The sequence below is a fragment of the Stenotrophomonas sp. RIT-551 genome (genome assembly GCF_026241915.1).
GTDB lineage: Bacteria > Pseudomonadota > Gammaproteobacteria > Xanthomonadales > Xanthomonadaceae > Stenotrophomonas > Stenotrophomonas bentonitica_A.
The window spans coordinates 1-17,731 of the sequence record NZ_JAPJIU010000013.1 but is presented as its reverse complement, the minus strand read 5'-3'; the positions used below and the strand labels follow the sequence as shown (position 1 = coordinate 17,731).

16 protein-coding genes are annotated in these 17,731 nt (G+C 68.2%); 13 read left to right on the top strand and 3 right to left on the bottom strand.

Annotated elements, in window-relative coordinates; genetic code table 11:
* Positions 1–88 precede the first annotated feature (88 nt).
* The 7 genes from prmB to ORK51_RS14405 all read left to right on the top strand — a co-directional run bounded on the left by prmB (position 89) and on the right by ORK51_RS14405 (position 8,123).
* A complete protein-coding gene (prmB, locus tag ORK51_RS14435) occupies positions 89–1,018 on the top strand; it encodes a 50S ribosomal protein L3 N(5)-glutamine methyltransferase (RefSeq protein WP_019182657.1) in 930 nt (309 codons plus the stop codon).
* Positions 1,015–2,118, top strand: coding sequence for a chorismate synthase (aroC, locus tag ORK51_RS14430; protein ID WP_266085356.1), 1,104 nt, complete (start codon positions 1,015–1,017; stop codon positions 2,116–2,118). The genes prmB and aroC overlap by 4 nt, the downstream gene beginning before the upstream one ends.
* On the top strand, positions 2,111–3,166 hold the full coding sequence (locus tag ORK51_RS14425) for a 2-hydroxyacid dehydrogenase (protein ID WP_261997108.1): 1,056 nt from the start codon (positions 2,111–2,113) through the stop codon (positions 3,164–3,166). The genes aroC and ORK51_RS14425 overlap by 8 nt, the downstream gene beginning before the upstream one ends.
* Before the next feature lie 206 nt (positions 3,167–3,372).
* Entirely contained in the window at positions 3,373–4,398 is a 1,026-nt protein-coding gene (locus ORK51_RS14420) for an aspartate-semialdehyde dehydrogenase (protein WP_019182660.1), read from the top strand.
* Positions 4,399–4,486: 88 nt separating this feature from the next.
* Complete coding sequence (locus ORK51_RS14415; protein WP_266085352.1) at positions 4,487–6,550, top strand: motility hub landmark protein FimV; 2,064 nt, start codon at positions 4,487–4,489, stop codon at positions 6,548–6,550.
* Positions 6,551–6,696: 146 nt separating this feature from the next.
* Positions 6,697–7,470: a tRNA pseudouridine(38-40) synthase TruA gene (truA, locus tag ORK51_RS14410; protein ID WP_266085350.1), complete on the top strand. Its 774-nt coding sequence runs from the start codon at positions 6,697–6,699 to the stop codon at positions 7,468–7,470.
* On the top strand, positions 7,467–8,123 hold the full coding sequence (locus ORK51_RS14405) for a phosphoribosylanthranilate isomerase (RefSeq protein WP_019182664.1): 657 nt from the start codon (positions 7,467–7,469) through the stop codon (positions 8,121–8,123). The genes truA and ORK51_RS14405 overlap by 4 nt, the downstream gene beginning before the upstream one ends.
* Positions 8,124–8,168: 45 nt before the next feature.
* Here ORK51_RS14405 and ORK51_RS14400 read toward each other — a convergent pair whose 3' ends face one another.
* Positions 8,169–9,059 (bottom strand): LysR family transcriptional regulator, encoded by an 891-nt coding sequence (locus tag ORK51_RS14400; protein ID WP_261997106.1) that lies wholly within the window; start codon positions 9,057–9,059, stop codon positions 8,169–8,171.
* 95 nt (positions 9,060–9,154) lie between these two features.
* Here ORK51_RS14400 and trpB point away from each other — a divergent pair, with 95 nt between their 5' ends.
* From trpB to glmM, 5 genes are all read left to right on the top strand, one after another.
* Positions 9,155–10,381, top strand: a complete 1,227-nt coding sequence (trpB, locus tag ORK51_RS14395; protein ID WP_019182666.1) for a tryptophan synthase subunit beta — start codon at positions 9,155–9,157, stop codon at positions 10,379–10,381.
* On the top strand, positions 10,378–11,076 hold the full coding sequence (locus tag ORK51_RS14390; RefSeq protein ID WP_070425596.1) for a hypothetical protein: 699 nt from the start codon (positions 10,378–10,380) through the stop codon (positions 11,074–11,076). Before trpB ends, ORK51_RS14390 begins: the two co-directional genes overlap by 4 nt.
* A gap of 1 nt (position 11,077) precedes the next feature.
* On the top strand, positions 11,078–11,890 hold the full coding sequence (trpA, locus tag ORK51_RS14385; RefSeq protein WP_266085345.1) for a tryptophan synthase subunit alpha: 813 nt from the start codon (positions 11,078–11,080) through the stop codon (positions 11,888–11,890).
* A gap of 138 nt (positions 11,891–12,028) precedes the next feature.
* A complete protein-coding gene (gene accD, locus ORK51_RS14380) occupies positions 12,029–12,913 on the top strand; it encodes an acetyl-CoA carboxylase, carboxyltransferase subunit beta (RefSeq protein ID WP_019182669.1) in 885 nt (294 codons plus the stop codon).
* A complete protein-coding gene (glmM, locus tag ORK51_RS14375; protein ID WP_019182670.1) occupies positions 12,913–14,265 on the top strand; it encodes a phosphoglucosamine mutase in 1,353 nt (450 codons plus the stop codon). The genes accD and glmM overlap by 1 nt, the downstream gene beginning before the upstream one ends.
* Before the next feature lie 72 nt (positions 14,266–14,337).
* Here glmM and ORK51_RS14370 read toward each other — a convergent pair whose 3' ends face one another.
* Both ORK51_RS14370 and ORK51_RS14365 read right to left on the bottom strand, forming a co-directional pair.
* Entirely contained in the window at positions 14,338–15,192 is an 855-nt protein-coding gene (locus tag ORK51_RS14370) for a polysaccharide deacetylase family protein (RefSeq protein WP_070425593.1), read from the bottom strand.
* A complete protein-coding gene (locus ORK51_RS14365; RefSeq protein WP_070425592.1) occupies positions 15,179–16,330 on the bottom strand; it encodes a glycosyltransferase family 4 protein in 1,152 nt (383 codons plus the stop codon). The genes ORK51_RS14370 and ORK51_RS14365 overlap by 14 nt, the downstream gene beginning before the upstream one ends.
* A gap of 391 nt (positions 16,331–16,721) precedes the next feature.
* On the opposite strand from ORK51_RS14365, the gene ORK51_RS14360 reads away from it, so the two are divergent.
* Positions 16,722–17,657, top strand: a complete 936-nt coding sequence (locus tag ORK51_RS14360) for an isopenicillin N synthase family dioxygenase (RefSeq protein ID WP_266085338.1) — start codon at positions 16,722–16,724, stop codon at positions 17,655–17,657.
* Positions 17,658–17,731 lie beyond the last annotated feature (74 nt).

Genomic DNA, 17,731 nt, shown 5'->3' with positions numbered 1-17,731 from the left:
GCGGCAGCCGCACCCGTTTCGACTGCAACGGATGCCCCGGCCCGCCCCAGCGCCTATAATCGAGGGCCACTTTGTCTGTTGCCCCGCCATGACTGCCGAAACGGCCGCCGAACTCCACACGATCATCGACCTGATCCGCTACGGCACCAGCCGTTTCAACGCCGCCGGGCTGACCTTCGGGCACAGCTACGACAACGCCCTGGACGAAGCCACCCAGCTGGTCCTGCACAGCCTGCACCTGCCGCACGACCTTGGCCCGGCCTATGGCCAGGCGCGCCTGCTGCAGGACGAAAAGGTCCGCGTGCTGGAGCTGTTCCAGCGCCGTATCGACGAGCGCATCCCGGCCGCCTACCTGACCGGTGAGGCCTGGTTCGCCGGCCTGAGCTTCAAGAGCGACGCGCGCGCCCTGGTGCCGCGCTCGCCGATCGCCGAACTGATCGAGTGCGGCTTCGAGCCGTGGCTGGCCGGCCGCGATGTCCATCGCGCCCTCGACCTGTGCACCGGCTCGGGCTGCATCGCCATCGCCATGGGCCACTACTACCCGAACTGGGAAGTGGATGGTGTGGACCTCAGCGACGAGGCCCTGTCGCTGGCCGAAGAGAACAAGGAACGGCTGCAGACGCCGAACGTCACCCTGCTCAAGTCCGACCTGTTCAACGGCCTGACCGGTCGCCATTACGACCTGATCGTCACCAACCCCCCGTACGTCACCAACGATGAGACCGATGCCCTGCCGCAGGAATACTCCTACGAGCCGGAAATGGGCCTGCGTGCCGGCGACGATGGCCTGGACCTGGTGCTGAAGATCCTGCGCGATGCCCCGCTGCACCTGAGCGAGGATGGCCTGCTGATCTGTGAAGTGGGCGAGTCCGAGCAGCACCTGTACAAGCTGCTGCCCGAAGTGGATTTCCGCTGGGTCGAGTTCAAGGTCGGCCAGATGGGCATCTTCGCCGTGGAGTGCCGCGAACTGATCGCGCACAGCGCCCGCATCACCGAACTGGCAGCGCAGCGGCCGTGAGTTCCAACAGCTTCGGCAAACTGCTGACCGTCACCACCTTCGGCGAATCGCACGGTCCGGCGATCGGCTGCGTGGTGGACGGCTGTCCGCCGGGGCTGGAGATCAGCGCCGACGAATTCGCCCACGACCTGCAGCGGCGGGCCACCGGCAAGAGCCGGCACACCTCCGCGCGGCGCGAAGCCGATGAGATCGAGATCCTGTCCGGGGTGTACGAAGGCCGTACCACCGGCACCCCGATCGGCCTGCTGATCCGCAATACCGACCAGCGCAGCAAGGATTACACCAACATCGCCCAGCAGTTCCGTCCGGGCCATGCCGACTACAGCTACTGGCAGAAGTACGGCATCCGCGATCCGCGCGGTGGCGGGCGTTCGTCCGCGCGCGAAACCACCATGCGCGTCGCTGCCGGTGTCATCGCCAAGAAGTGGCTGCTGCAGCGCCATGGCGTCACGGTGCGTGGCTATCTCTCGCAGCTGGGCGAGATCACCCCGACCGGCTTCGACTGGTCGGCGGTGGAAGACAACCCGTTCTTCTGGCCGGTCGCCGATCAGGTGCCGGCGCTGGAAAGCTACATGGATGCGCTGCGCAAGTCCGGTGATTCGGTCGGCGCGCGCGTCAACGTGGTGGCTGACGGCGTGCCGCCGGGCTGGGGCGAGCCGATCTACGGCAAGCTCGATGGCGATCTGGCGGCCGCGCTGATGAGCATCAACGCGGTCAAGGGCGTGGAGATCGGCGACGGCTTTGCCAGCGCCGCGCAGAAGGGCACCGAGCACCGTGACCTGCTCACCCCGCAGGGCTTTGCCAGCAACCATGCCGGCGGCATCCTCGGTGGCATTTCCACCGGCCAGCAGGTCACCGCCTCGATCGTGCTCAAGCCGACCTCCAGCCTGCGCCTGCCCGGTGCCACGGTGGACGCCAGCGGTGCCTCGGTCGAGGTGATCACCACCGGTCGCCACGATCCCTGCGTCGGCATCCGCGCCACGCCGATCGCCGAGGCGATGATGGCACTGGTGCTGATGGACCAGGCGCTGCGGCATCGCGCCCAGTGCGGCGATGTGGGCGAGATCACCCCGCGCATCCCGGGCATGATCGATGGCTGACCCGCGCGCCAAGGTCTGGGTCAGCCAGCCCCTGTTCGACGATGTCGTCGAGCAGCTCGGGCAGCATTTCGACCTGACCATGACCGGCGACGTCACCCGCTATACGCCGCAGGGGCTGGCCGAGCAGTTGGCTGGCGTCGATGGCGCGCTGATCACCCTCAACGAACGCATCGGCGCGGCCGAGATCGCCAACGCGCTGCGGCTGCGCGCGATCGCCAACGTCGGTGTGGGCTACAACAACCTGGATATCGACGCGCTCAGCGCTGCCGGCATCCTGGCCAGCAACACCCCGGACGTGCTGACCGAAACCACGGCCGACCTCGGCTTCGCGCTGCTGATGGCCACCGCGCGCCGCATCACCGAATCCGAGCGCTGGTTGCGCGATGGCCAATGGGGCCAGTGGTCGTTCCAGACCATGCTCGGTGCGGATATCCACGGCAGCACGCTGGGCATCCTCGGCATGGGCCGCATCGGCCAGGGCATCGCCCGCCGCGGCGCGCACGGCTTCGGCATGCGCGTGCTGTACCACAACCGCTCGCGGCTGCCCGAGGCCACCGAGGCCGAGGTCGGTGCGCAGTACGTGGACCTGGACACCCTGCTGGCGCAGGTGGATCACCTCGTCCTCGTGCTGCCGTACAACGCCTCCTCGCATCACATCATCGATGCCGCCGCACTGGCGAAGATGAAGCCGACCGCCACCCTGGTCAACATCGCCCGGGGCGGCATCGTGGATGAGCTGGCGCTCGCCGATGCCTTGGCCAAGGGGCGCCTGGCCGCGGCCGGGCTGGATGTGTTCGAAGGCGAGCCGACGGTGCGCCCGGAGCTGCTCGCCCTGCACAACATCGTGCTGACTCCGCATATCGGCAGTGCCAGCCAGGCCACGCGCCGGGCGATGGTGCAGCTGGCCGTGGACAACCTGACCGCCGCACTGGGGCAGGGGCCGAACGCGGGCCATCCGCCGAGCGCGATCAACGCCGACGCTGTCGCTGCCGTGAAAACCGGCGGCGCGACCGTGGGCGGCAAAAAAATCGACGACGCAAAACGATAGGGAACCGCGCTGGCCAACAGGCGAGGTTCCCGAACCGGAAGGTGCCGACCGTCGGTCGGTACGCATCCCCAAGGCACGGCAGGTACCGATCGTTGGTCGGCACGCACATTCAACATTCCGGCAGATACCGACCGTGGGTCGGTACACATCCCCCAAACAAGGCAGGTACCGACCGTTGGTCGGTACACCCAACACGAGGTTCCCCCATGAGCAATCCAGATCGTCGTTTCCACGTCGCCGTCGTCGGTGCCACCGGTGCTGTCGGCGAAACCATGCTGGCCATCCTGGCCGAGCGCAACTTCCCGATCGCCACGCTGAGCCTGCTCGCGTCCTCGCGCTCGGCAGGTGGCGAGATCGAGTACCAGGGCGAGAAGATCAAGGTCCAGGACCTGAGCACCTTCGATCCGAACGGCGTGGACATCGCGCTGTTCTCTGCCGGTGGCAGCGTCTCCAAGGAATTTGGCCCGAAGTTCGCCGCCGCCGGTGCGGTGGTGATCGACAACTCCTCGGCCTTCCGTTACGACGATGACGTGCCGCTGGTCGTCTCCGAAGTGAATCCGGAGGCGCTGAAGCACCGCCCGCGCGGCATCATCGCCAACCCGAACTGCTCGACCATGCAGATGCTGGTCGCACTTGCCCCGCTGCACCGCCAGTACGGCATCGAGCGCATCAACGTGGCGACCTACCAGTCTGTCTCCGGCGGTGGTCGCTCGGCGCTGGAAGAGCTCGGCAAGCAGACCGGCCAGCTGCTCAGCTTCCAGGACATCGACCCGCAGCGCTTCCCGGTGCAGATCGCGTTCAACCTGATCCCGCACATCGATGACTTCCAGGACAACGGTTTCACCAAGGAAGAAATGAAGCTGGTCTGGGAAACGCGCAAGATCCTTGGCGATGACAGCATCCTGGTGAACCCGACCGCCGTGCGCGTGCCCGTGTTCTACGGTCACTCCGAAGCGGTCACCATCGAAACCCGCGACAAGGTCACCCCGGACGCGGCGCGCGAGCTGCTGGCGCGTTCGCCGGGCGTGGAAGTGGTGGACAAGCACGAGGCCGGTGGCTATCCGACCCCGGTCACCCATGCCTCGGGCACCGATGCGGTGTACGTCGGCCGCATCCGCGAGGATCTGTCGCACCCGCGTGGCCTGAATCTGTGGATCGTCTCGGACAACATCCGCAAGGGCGCGGCCCTCAATGCCGTGCAGCTGGCCGAGCTGGTCGCCGCCGAAGGCTGATCGCGTGGCTGTCGGCGGCATGGGGATGCCGCCGACAACCCGCATTGAAACATCGCCGATCACGGGGGGAGCCGTTATATTGGCCGCCATGAAGAACCGGGCTCCGGGCGCAGTGCGTCCGCTCAAGTATGTATCGACGCTGCTGCTGGCCCTGGCCAGCAGTTCGGCCATGGCCCTGGGCCTGGGCGATATCCGGGTGCTGTCCAAGCCGGGCCAGCCGCTGCTGGCCGAAATCCCCGTCATTTCAGCCGATCCGTCGGAACTGGAAAACCTCCGCGTCGCGCTGGCCTCGTCGGCCACGTTCGCCCGGGTGGGCCTTGAGCCGCCGTCCGGGCTGGTCAGTGAGCTGCAGTTCGAGCTGACCCGCAATGCGCAGGGCCGCGCCGTGGTGCGCGTGAGCAGCCAGGCACCGGTCGCCACGCCCTCGTTGAATTTCCTGATCGAAGCCGACTGGGGGCAGGGCCGCCTGGTCCGTGAGTATTCCGCCCTGGTGGACGCGCCCAACAGCGCCGCCACCGTGGCCGAGCCGGAGATCGTCGCCCCTGCCGGCGCGATGTCCAACGCCATCATCCGTGAGCCCGCACCGGAGGCCGCACCTGTTGCCGCCACGCCGTCGCGTGGTGCGCAACCGGTCACCACGCCACGCCCGGCCGCGCCACGTGCGGCACCCACTGCGCCGGTCGCCGCTGATGGCAGCGTCACGGTGCAGCGTGGGCAGACCCTCTCGCAGATCGCAGGCTCGCTGGCCCGCGAGCAGGGCATCAACCGCGACCAGGCGATGATCGCGCTGCTGCGGGCCAATCCCGATGCCTTCATCCGTGGCAACGTGAACCTGCTCAAACAGGGCGCGGTGCTGCGCACGCCGGGCGCCGACGGGGTGGCGCAGATCGATGCAAAGCAGGCTGCGGCGATCGTGCGCGAGCACACCGCGCAGTGGCGGCAGTCGCGTGCGGCGATCCCGCAACCGGCCGACAGTGGCGTCGTCGCAGCGCCGGCACCCGCCACCGTGGCCCCGGCCGCCACCCAGGGCGCTCGCCTTGAAATCGCGCCGGCCGTTGCCGCCGCAGGCACCACCGCAGGTACAACCACCGGCACCGCTGCCGGCACCGAGGGCGACATGCTGGCTAACGAACAACTGCGACAGGCCAAGGAAGACGTTGCCACGCGCGATGCCGAGATCCAGGAACTGGGTGAGCGCGTGGCCGAGCTGGAAAAGCTCAAGGCGCAGCAGGCCTCGCTGATCGAGATGAGGGACACCGACCTGGCCGCCGCGCAACAGCGTCTGGAGCAGGCGCCCGGTACGCGCGACAGCGCCGGCGGTGGCTGGTACTGGCTGGGCCTGGTCGTGCTGCTGCTGGTGGTCGGGGGCTGGGCGCTGGTGCGCCGCCGCAAGCCGTCGCCGCTGCCGCCACTGGCGCGTGATGGGCTCGACGGCGCCTCGCTGGCCGCGGCCGTGCCGGCGGCCGATGATGGGGACGAACTGGCCGAACAGCGCGATGACGCGCACCGCTTGCCCGACGAGCAAGCCGTTGCCGACGCCGACGTCTATGCCGGGCTGCGCCGTGAGCCGGTCTTCTCGCCCACGCCTTCCATGCACGACGCCGAGACGCAGGTTCCTCTCGATGATCCTCGCTGGAGCGCCCCCGCGACGGACGAAGCGCCGGTGTTGCCGGAGGTCGAGGCCACGGCTGCATCCGCCTACGGCATCGAGGCCGACGCGCAGCATGTGACCGTGGACGATGCGCTGTTCCGTGACCCGGCACCGCTGATCGAGCCGCCGGCGCACGCGTTGGAAGCCCAAGCGCACCCCTCGTTCCGCGGCGTCTTCGAATTCCCGGACGAATCCGCGGCGGGTGAAGCGCACGGTTCAGAGGCGAGCGATCATCCTGAGGGTCTCGACGCTGCGCCGGCCATCGCCAGTGCGGATGACATTGCCGATGCCGATGCCGATGCCGATGCCGCTGCTCCGCCGGCCGACGAGGCCCCCATCGCCCCGGTCGGCAGCCCTGGCCGCGACCGCCTGGAACTGGCCATTGCCTATCTGGACCTCGGCGACGCCGAGACCGCGCGCACCCTGCTGCACGAAGTGGCCGTCGGTGCCGACCCGCACAGCCAGGCCGAGGCGCGCGAACTGCTGGCGCGGCTGGGATGAGCCACGTCCGCCCGATGGCAACCCGCGCACGCCCGCTGGAGCACGTCGCGTTCGCTTCCAGCGAACCGGCTGTGTGGTCCGAGCGCGACGCTGCCTGATGCACCACCCGGCGCCTGCGCCGGTCCCCCAAAACACAGAGGTTCACCATGCGCTACGCACTGGGCGTGGAATACGACGGCAGCGAATTCAAAGGCTGGCAGCAGCTCGGTGAGAGCGGCTGCCCGAGCGTGCAGGCCAGCCTGCAGGAAGCGCTGTCCTCGGTGGCCAATGCGCCGATCCAGGTCGTGTGTGCCGGGCGTACCGATGCCGGCGTCCACGGCGAATGCCAGGTCGTGCATTTCGATACCGATGTCGTGCGCGATCCGCGCAACTGGATGCTGGGCACCACCACCCGCCTGCCGCGTTCGATCGCCGTGCGCTGGTGCGTTCCGGTGGCCGATGAGTTCCATGCGCGCTTCGCCGCGCGCGCGCGCCGCTACCGCTATCGCCTGCTCAATCGCCAGGTCCGCCCGGCGCTCTACCGGCAGACCTTGAGCTGGGAGCGCCGGCCGCTGGATGCCGGGCTGATGCATGCGGCAGGGCAGGCCCTGCTGGGCGAGAACGACTTCAGTGCCTTCCGCAGCGTGCAGTGCGAGGCCCTGCACGCGCGCCGGAACATGCAGTCGCTCTCGGTGACCCGCCAGGGCGAGGTGGTGGAGGTCGCCGTTCAGGCCAATGCATTCCTTCATCACATGGTGCGCAATATCGTCGGTTCACTGATTCTGGTCGGTTGTGGTGAGCAACCGGTCTCGTGGATGGAGCAGTTGCTGGCCGGGCGCGACCGTACCGTCGCCGGCCCGACCGCTCCGCCGCAGGGATTGGTCTTCGTTGGTCCCCTGTACCCCGACAACTGGCAGCTGCCTGCCGAGGTCACCTTATGAGCCGCTCCTTCTACCGCACCCGTATCAAGTTCTGCGGCATGACCCGTGCCGGTGATGTGCGCCTGGCTGGCGAGCTCGGCGTGGACGCGGTCGGCTTCATCTTCGCCCGCGAGAGCAAGCGCCGGGTCGCCCCGGCCGAAGCGCGCGCCATGCGCCAGGCGATCGCGCCGATGGTGGATGTGGTGGCGTTGTTCCGCGACAACAGCAAGGAAGAGGTGCGCGAGGTACTGCGTACCGTCCGGCCGACCCTGCTGCAGTTCCACGGGGACGAAGACGAGTCGTTCTGCCGCAGCTTCAACATGCCCTACCTGAAGGCCGTGGCGATGGGCGGCAAGGATGAGGTCAACGCCCGTCAGCTGCAGCTGCGATACCCCAGCGCGGCCGGGTTCCTGTTCGACAGCCACGCTCCCGGGGGCGGCGGCGGAACCGGCGTGGCCTTCGACTGGACCCGCCTGCCGACCGGTCTGCACCGGCCGTTCCTGCTGGCCGGGGGAATCACCCCGGACAACGTGTTTGATGCGATCGTGGCGACCCTGCCATGGGGCGTGGATGTCTCCAGCGGTATCGAGTCCGAGCCGGGCATCAAGGACGGCTACAAGATGCGCAAGTTCGTGGAAGAAGTGCGCCGCGCCGATTGCCACGAAGCGGATTGATCCGCAGGCCCCACGCGGAGGCCACGACCGTTGGTCATGGCGCGCTCATCCCGCCAGCTGCGCCGTGAGCCAGTCCGCCAGCGCATCCACCCGGGGGTCCGCCGCGCCCTCCGGCGTCGCCAGAACCCAGAACCCGCCGGTTGCGCCGAATCCCCACGGTGCCAGCAACCGACCTGCGGCCAGGTCATCGGCGACCAGCGGCTCCGGCGCGATCGCCACGCCAAGGCCCGCGACCGCCGCTTCCAGCAGGTAGTACAGATGCTCGAAGCCGCTGCCCAGCTGCAACTGCGCCGGGTCCAGCCCATGCGACAGCGCCCATGCCGGCCATGCCTGCGGGCGCGAGGTGGTGTGCAACAGGGGCTCGGCCAGCAACGCTGCCGGCGGCTGATGGCGCAACCGTGCCGCCGCTGGGTGGTGGGGGCTGATCACCACGCCCACGCGCTCGGGGGCCAGTTCCCGCACCTGCCACCCACGCGGCCACGGTGGCTGGGCCAGCAGCAGGACCGCATCCAGACCCTGCTGTTCGCTGGTGAAGCTGCCGTCCTGCGCAGACCAGTGCAACGGCAGCTGGGGCAGGGCGCTCTGCAGCGCCTGCAGGCGCGGAATCATCCAGCGCGCCAGGATGCTGCCACTGCAGCCGAGCACCAGCGCTTCGGGCCGCTGTTGGCGCTTGAGCGCCACGACCGCCTCGCGGATCTGTTCGAAGGCGCCTTCGCAGGCGGCCTGCAGGTCCGTGCCGGCGCGGGTCAGGCGCAGCCCACGGCCTTCCCGCTGGAACAACGCAACGCCCAGGTACTCTTCGAGCAGACGCAACTGGCGGCTGATCGCGCCATGGGTGACATGCAAGGCGTCGGCCGCCCGGCCGACCCCGCCCAGGCGGGCGGCCGCCTCGAAGCTGCGCAGCGCATTGAGCGGGGGCAACGGTCCGTCGGTCATGTGAGTTTTCCTGACAGGTCGCGACAGATATTATCGATATTCCTGTCATGACAGGTGCGTTAAATTGGCAGCCTGTCTCCACCGGCTGTCGCGCTATGTCCGCTTCCCCCACGTCCCCCATCGTCGATTTCCACGCCTACCCCGATGCCAACGGCCATTTCGGCCGCTATGGCGGGAGTTTCGTCGCCGAGACCCTGATCGGGCCGTTGCAGGAGCTGGCCGCCGCCTATGACCAGGCACGTCGCGATCCGGCCTTCATCGCCGCCTATGACAAGGACCTGACCCACTACGTGGGCCGTCCCAGCCCGATCTACCATGCCGAGCGCCTGAGCCAGCAGGTCGGCGGTGCGCAGATCCTGCTCAAGCGCGAGGACCTCAACCACACCGGCGCGCACAAGATCAACAACACCATCGGCCAGGCGCTGCTCGCCGCGCGGATGGGCAAGAAGCGCATCATCGCCGAAACCGGCGCAGGCCAGCATGGCGTGGCCAGTGCCACCGTGGCCGCACGCCTGGGCCTGGAATGCGTGGTCTACATGGGCGCCACCGACATCGAGCGGCAGAAGATCAACGTCTACCGCATGAAACTGCTCGGCGCGACAGTGGTGCCGGTCACCTCCGGCTCGGCCACCCTCAAGGACGCGCTCAACGAGGCGATGCGCGACTGGGTCACCAACGTGCGCGACACCTTCTACATCATCGGCACCGTGGCCGGCCCGGATCCGTACCCCCGCATGGTGCGCGATTTCAACGCGATCGTTGGCCGCGAGGCGCGCGCTCAGATGCTCACCGATTACGGCCGCCTGCCCGACGCGATCACCGCCTGCGTCGGTGGCGGCAGCAATGCGATCGGCCTGTTCCACGCGTTCCTCAACGATCGCGACGTGCGCATCGTCGGCGCCGAAGCGGCCGGCGATGGCATCGAGACCGGCCGTCATGCCGCCTCCATCGCGGCCGGCCGCCCGGGCGTGCTGCATGGCAACCGCACCTATGTGATCTGCGATGACGACGGCCAGATCACCGAAACCCATTCGGTCTCGGCTGGCCTGGACTACCCGGGCGTCGGCCCGGAGCACGCCTTCCTGGCCGATGCCGGGCGCGCCGAGTACGTGGGCATCACCGATGACGAAGCGCTGGCCGCGTTCCACCAGCTGGCGCACAGCGAAGGCATCCTGGCGGCGCTGGAATCCAGCCATGCGGTGGCGCAGGCGATCAAGATCGCCCGCGAACTGCCGCGCGACAAGCTGGTGCTGTGCAACCTGTCCGGCCGCGGCGACAAGGACGTACACACCATCGCTGCGCGCGAGGGTCTGGTGCTGTGAATCCGCTGCTGCGCCAGGGAAGTGCGCTGCTGATGGTGGTCGGCCTGACCGGATGCACCCCGCCGGATCCGCCGGTGCTGCCGGCACCTGCCGCAGCGGTCGGTGCGGTCGCACCGGCGCGGCAACTGGCCAGCAATGACGATGACATCGCCAATCGCCCGATCGAGGACGAGCCGGCGCCGCCTGCCGCGGCGGAGGCCACCGTGGCTGACGAGGCCGCCCCTTCGGTGGTCTCGGTCGCGCTGGATCATGCCGGCGATGTGCTGATCGGGCAGCGCTTCACCGAGCTCGCCGCCGACGGCCCCTGGCATTCGGCCGGGCTGAGCGAGGGCGAGCCGAGCGGTGCGTGCGAGTACTACGAGCGGGGCAACCTGCCCGAGGGCGTGTCGATGATGGTCGATGACGATCACGTGCAGCGCTTTGAACTGGCCCCGATCGAGGACTCCTACGAGGCCATCACCCAGCCGGGGCCGTTCGGGCTGCGCCTGGGCATGACGCTGGATGAAGCGCTCAAGCGCTTGCCGCCGGGCAGTACGCGCGCACCGCATGCCTATGACCCGGAAACGGGCGAATACCTGACCTGGCAGGACCCTGGTTCGGATCTGGCGATCCGGCTGGAGATCTTCGACGGGGTGATATCGAAGCTGTACTGGGGCGCCAGTGGCGCCGTTGAACTGATTGAAGGATGTGCCTGAGATGTCCGTGGACCGTATCGATGCCTGTTTTGCCCGCCTGCGCGATGAAGGTCGCAAGGCGCTGATTCCCTTCATCACCGCTGGTGACCCTGGCCTGGACGCCACCGTGCCGGTGATGCACGCCCTGGCGGCTGCCGGTGCGGACGTCATCGAACTGGGGGTGCCGTTCTCCGACCCGATGGCCGACGGCCCCACCATCCAGCGCAGCTCCGAGCGCGCGCTGGGCCGCGGGGCGGGGCTGCGCTACGTGCTGGAAACGGTCGCAGCCTTCCGGCGGGACGATGCCACCACGCCGGTGGTGCTGATGGGCTATCTCAACCCGATCGAGATCCATGGCACGGCCCGCTTCGCGCAGTCGGCGATCGCCGCGGGCGTGGACGGCATCCTGCTGGTCGACCTGCCGCCGGAAGAAGCCGCCGAAACCCGTGAGATCTTTACCACGGCCGGTCTGGCGCTGATCCTGCTGGCCTCGCCGACCACGGCCGACGCTCGTCTGGATACCTTGTCCGCGATGGCCGAAGGCTACCTCTACTACGTCAGCTTTGCCGGCGTGACCGGCGCATCCGAACGGCTGGACAGCAGCGCCGCCAGTGCCCGCCTGCGCGACCTGCGCAGCCGCTCCAGCGTGCCGGTGGTGGCCGGCTTCGGGATCAAGGATGCGGCCAGTGCGGCGGCCATGGCCGTCGAGGCCGATGGCGTGGTGGTGGGCAGTGCGCTGGTGGCCGCATTGGGCGAGGCGCCCGATGCCACGGGCGCAGCACGGACCGCGCAGGCATTCCTCACGCCGCTGCGACGCGCTCTCGACGCCGCCTGAAGCACGCAAACGTACGTACCAGAATGGTTTACGTCAGCCCCCCGGCAACCGCCGGGGGGTGCCCGAGCATGGAAACGGTGAGCTAGACTGTCCGCCTTTGCGGCCCCCGGGCCGCCCTGAACGGAAGTAGCATCCCGCATGAGTTGGCTCAGCAAGTTGATGCCGTCTGGCATCCGCACCGACAACGTCCCCAGCAAGAAGCGCAGCGTCCCCGAGGGCCTGTGGGAGAAGTGCAGCAGCTGCGGCAGCGCGCTCTACCGTCCTGAGCTGGAAGAGAACCTGGAAGTCTGCCCCAAGTGTGGCCACCACATGGCCATCCGCGCGCGTGCGCGCCTGGCCGCGCTGTTCGATGCGGACAGCACCACCGAGATCGGTGCGCGCCTGGGGCCAACGGACCTGCTCAAGTTCAAGGACCAGAAGAAGTACAGCGAGCGCATCAAGGCCTCGCAGAAGAACACCGGCGAGTACGACGCACTGATCGCCATGCAGGGCCTGATGAAGGGCCGCCCGCTGGTCGCCTCCGCGTTCGATTTCGCCTTCATGGGCGGCTCGATGGGCTCGGTGGTCGGTGAGCGCTTCTCGCTGGCTGCGGAAAAGGCCTTGGAGATCGGTGCGCCTTACGTGTGCTTCTCCGCCAGTGGCGGCGCGCGCATGCAGGAAGGCCTGTTCTCGCTGATGCAGATGGCCAAGACCTCGGCCGCGCTGGGTCGCCTGCGCGATGCCGGCCTGCCGTACATCTCCGTGCTGACCCACCCGACCACCGGTGGCGTGTCGGCCTCCTTCGCGATGCTGGGCGACATCAACATCGCCGAGCCGCAGGCACTGATCGGCTTCGCCGGCCCGCGCGTGATCGAGCAGACCGTGCGCGAAAAGCTGCCGGAAGGCTTCCAGCGCTCGGAGTTCCTGCTCGAGCACGGCGCGATCGACCAGATCTGCGACCGCCGCGAGATGCGCGATCGCCTGTCCGAAATCCTGGCCATGCTGGCACGCCAGCCGGCGCCGGCACCGGACGCGGCGGCCTGATGGCGTCGCGCAAGTATTTCGGCACGGATGGCATCCGCGGCAAGGTCGGTGAGGGCGTCATCTCCGCCGATTTCGTGCTGCGCCTGGGCAATGCGCTCGGGCGCGCGCTGACCGAGCGCAACGGGCACCGCCCGGTGGTGGTGATCGGCAAGGACACGCGCATCTCCGGCTACATGTTCGAAGCCGCGCTGGAGGCCGGGCTGGTCGCGGCCGGTGCGGACGTGCAGCTGCTCGGCCCCATGCCGACGCCGGCGGTGGCCTTCCTCACCCGCACCCTCGGTGCGGATGCCGGCATCGTCATCAGCGCCTCGCATAATCCGCATTACGACAACGGCATCAAGTTCTTCTCCGCCGATGGCGAAAAGCTCGATGACGCCACCGAGCTGGCCCTGGAAGCGGCGCTCGATGCGCCGTTCACCACGGTCGAGTCCGAGCGGCTGGGCAAGGCCATGCGCGCGCGGGATGCGGTCGGCCGCTACATCGAATTCTGCAAGGCCAGCGTGCCGCGCGGGTTCGATCTGCGTGGGCTGAAGATCGTGCTCGACTGCGCGCACGGTGCCACCTACCACGTTGCCCCGCTGCTGTTCCGCGAGATGGGCGCGCAGGTGGTCAGCATCGGTGATGCACCCAACGGGCTGAACATCAACGATGGCGTCGGCTCGATGCACATCGACAATCTGGCCGCGAAAGTGCGCGAAGTCGGCGCTGATTTCGGCATCGCCTTCGACGGTGATGGCGATCGCGTGCTGATGGCTGATGACCAGGGCAATCCGGTCGATGGCGATGACCTGCTGTTCGTGCTGGCCCAGGCCTGGCAGCGCAGCGGTCGCCTGCATGGCCCGGTGGTCGGTACGTTGATGACCAACTTCGGCCTGGAGCAGGCACTGGAACGGCTGAACATCCCGTTCCAGCGCAGCAACGTCGGTGACCGGTACGTGCATCAGGCGCTGGTGGAAAACAACGGCGTGCTCGGCGGCGAAGCGTCCGGCCATCTGCTGTGCCTGGACCGCGCCACCACCGGTGATGCGATCGTCAGTGCGCTGCAGGTGCTGGAAGTGCTGCGCCGTGACGGCACCTCGCTGCGCCAGGTGCTGTCGGTACTCAACAAGGTGCCGCAGAAGACCGTCAACGTGCGCCTGCAGGGCGCTGCCAAGGCCACCGTACAGGCCGAGAGCGTGCAGGCTGCGCTGCTGGCTGCACAGCAGGCAGTGAAGGGGCGCGGCCGCGCGTTCCTGCGGCCCTCGGGCACCGAGCCGGTGGTGCGTGTCACCGTCGAGGCCGACAGCGCCGAGTTGATGCAGTCCACGCTGGACAGCCTCTCGGCGGCGGTGAAGGCGGCGGCCGCGGCCTGAGCCGGGCAGCGAGGCCGGAAACTGGAAACGCCCCGGGAAACCGGGGCGTTTTCGTTGCGGCGGGGTAGCGCGTTACGGCCCCGGCACCATCTTCTTTTTCTTCGCCTTGAAGCGGTTGAACAGCGGCGCGACCAGCGGGTGGTAACTGTAGGCGATGCGCTTGCGCAGCCAGCTCGCCGGGCGGTTGCGGATCGCGAAGCGGTAGATGTGTTCCGGATCGCCACCGACCACGTTGCGGCCGAACGGATGGGTGGTATGCAGGTACTTGAAGCCGTGCGCCCGCGCGATCTGCACATAGTCCTCGTCGAAGTCGCCGTACGGCCAGCACAGGGTGTCCGAGACCTCGCCCAGCTGCTGCTGCAGGACATCGCGCGCTACCGACAGGTCGCCGGCGATGCCCTGGCGCTTGTGCTCGCGGGAGATCGCCTGCTTGAGCCAGCGGGTGTGCGTGTGCGTGTGGCAATGCACTTCGAAGGTGCCGGCGGCGATCATCGCGCGCGCCTCGCTCCAGCGCATCATCACATCGTCCGGGCGGTTGTCGCGCAGGATCGCCTCCTCGCAGCCGCGATGGTCCGGTGTCGCGGGCAGGGTGGCGCCGGGCTGGCCCGCATGCGGGCGGACATCGCCTTCGCCCATCCAGCCGGTCACCACGAACACGACCGCGTGCATGCCGTACTTGGCCAGGATCGGATGCGCGTACACCCAGTTGTCCAGGTAACCGTCATCGAAGGTGATCACGATCGACCTGGCCGGCGTCGGCTTGCCCGCGAGGAAATCCGCGTACTGGTCCAGCGTCAGCGAGGTCCAGCCATTGGCCGCCAGCCAGGCGATCTGGCTTTCGAAGTTTTCCGGCGAGACCGTGATCATCCCCGGGGACGGGGAGACATGGTGGTGCATCAGCACCGGGACGGATCTAGCGTTGGCCATGGCCCAGTTCCTTCAACCACTGGTGGTAATAGTGTTCGGTCGCTTCAGTGTGACCGGTCGGGGTGAAGCGGTGCGCGCTGCGCATCCATTCCCAGCCCGCCAGGCCCATCTGCTGGCGGCGGTCGGGCTGTTCGATCAGGGTACGCAGTGCGTTGGTCAGCGCGGCCTGGTCGCCCAGCGGCGCGAGCAGGGCATTGCTGCCTTCCACCACCATCTCCGGCACGCCGCCCACGCGCGTGGCCACGATCGGCACGCCGACGTAGGCGGCCTCGAGGAACACCGTGCCGGCCGCTTCCTTGTGGGTGGCCAGCGCGAAGATATCGAAGCCGGCCATCAACCGGCAAGCGCCCTGGCGGTAACCCAGCAGGTGCACCTGCGCGGCGATGCCGAACTGCTCGCGCAGGGCGATCAGGCGATCCATCACCGGCTGGCCATCACCGACGATCACCAGCTGCACGCGCGGGTTGGCCTGGCAAAGTGGCGCCATCGCCTTGAGCAGCTCCAGGTGGCCCTTGGGTTCGCGCAGCACTGCGACACAACCGACCACGATCTGCTCGTCGCTGAAGCCCAGTTCGGCGCGCACGTCGGCGCGGGTGTCCTGCAGGCACTGCCACGGGTCGCGCTTGGCGATCTGCGACCACTGCGGCGGTACCGCGATCGGCGGGACGATTCCCACGCGCGCATCGTCGATGCCGCGGCTGACCATCAGTTTCTTGACGAAGCTGCTCACGGTCATCACCCGGTGGGGCAGGCCGGTGTAGGTCAGCAGCGAGTTGATCGGGCTCATCAGGTGGCGCGAACGCACCACCAGCGGCGTGCCGCCCAGGCGCGCGCCGGCGGCGGCAATCAGGCTGTCGCGGCGGCTGGTGGTGTTGACCACGTCATAGCCATGGCGACGTACCAAGCGCGAGACCGACCAGATGCCGCGCAGCATGCGCAGCAGGCCGCCCATCCTGAGCGCGTGCACGGTGAAGCCGGCTTCGCGTGCCATCTCGCCCAGCCGCGCGCCTGGCTGGCACAGCAGCGAGACGTCATGGCCGCGATCGCGCATGGCCAGCATGTGGCGGTAGATGTAGATCTCCTGCCCGCCAAATCCCTTGGCAGCCTCGGTATGGAGAATTTTCAGTGGAGCGTTCATCGGTGGACAGTCCATGTGTGGAAACGCGCCCGCGGCAGGCGCGGGCGGCCGTCGTCATTGCCTGCGGAATCGCGCCAGCGCATCCCATGCGCTGTGCGGTGCCGTGGGTGGGAGGTCATGCGTGCACATCGGCCACGGGGTCGGCCCTGCCGGCGTGAGCCGGCGCAACGCCATCGGCGATGAGGGGGAGGGCAGGGCATCCATCAGGCGGGCGGGCAAGGAGTAAAGGGGGCGGCGCGTCAGCGTCACCGTTGGCCCGTTCTGGCCGTCTGGGCGCGCGCATTGTATCGGTTTGTATCAATGTATCGGTGGCGGGGTTGACCCGATCTGGCACAATGTTCAGCCGGGCCACAGCTGGCCCACCGACCACCATGAACAAGCAGGAATCGCTGTGAGCCAGATCCCCACCCTCGACATCACCCGTTTCGACACCGACCGCGATGCGTTCGTGGCTGAGCTGGGTGCGGCCTACCGCGAATGGGGCTTTGCTGGCATCCGCAACCACGGCATCCCGCAGGCCGACATCGACGCCGCCTACGAGGTCTTCAAGGCCTTCTTCGCGCTGCCCGAACAGACCAAGCGCCAGTACCACGTGCCGGGCAGTGGCGGCGCGCGCGGCTACACGGCCTTCGGCGTGGAGACCGCCAAGGGCTCGCAGCACTTTGATCTGAAAGAGTTCTGGCACATCGGCCGGGAGATCCCGGACGACTCCCCGTACCGCGAGGTGATGGCCCCGAACCTGTGGCCGAGCGAGGTGCCGGGCTTCCGCGAGCGGGGCTACGGGATCTACCAGGCGCTGGACAAGCTGGGCTCGCGCGTCCTGTCGGCGCTGGCGCTGCACATTGGCCTGCCGGAGGATTTCTTCGCCGACAAGACCAACAACGGCAATTCGATCCTGCGCCCGATCCATTACCCCCCGATCACGGCGGAGAACATCCCGAACGTGCGCGCCGGGGCCCATGGCGACATCAACTTCATCACGCTGCTGGTCGGCGCCAGTGCGGCCGGCCTGGAAGTGCAGTCGCACGAGGGCAAGTGGGTGCCGTTCACCTCCGACGCGGACACCATCGTGGTCAACATCGGCGACATGCTGCAGCGCCTGACCAACCATGTGTACCCCTCCACGATCCACCGCGTGGTCAATCCCCCGGGCGAACAGGCGCGCCAGCCGCGCTACTCGGTGCCGTTCTTCCTGCACCCGAACCCGGATTTCCTGATCGACGTGCTGCCGACCTGCATCACCCCGGAGAACCCGAGCCGCTACCCGGAGCCGATCACCGCCCACGGCTTCCTGGAAGAGCGCCTGCGCGAGATCAAGCTGAAGTAAGCGATCCTGCCGGGACACAAGAGAAGGCCGCCGCAAGGCGGCCTTCTTCATTCCGGGTCGTGCCGGCCGCTGGC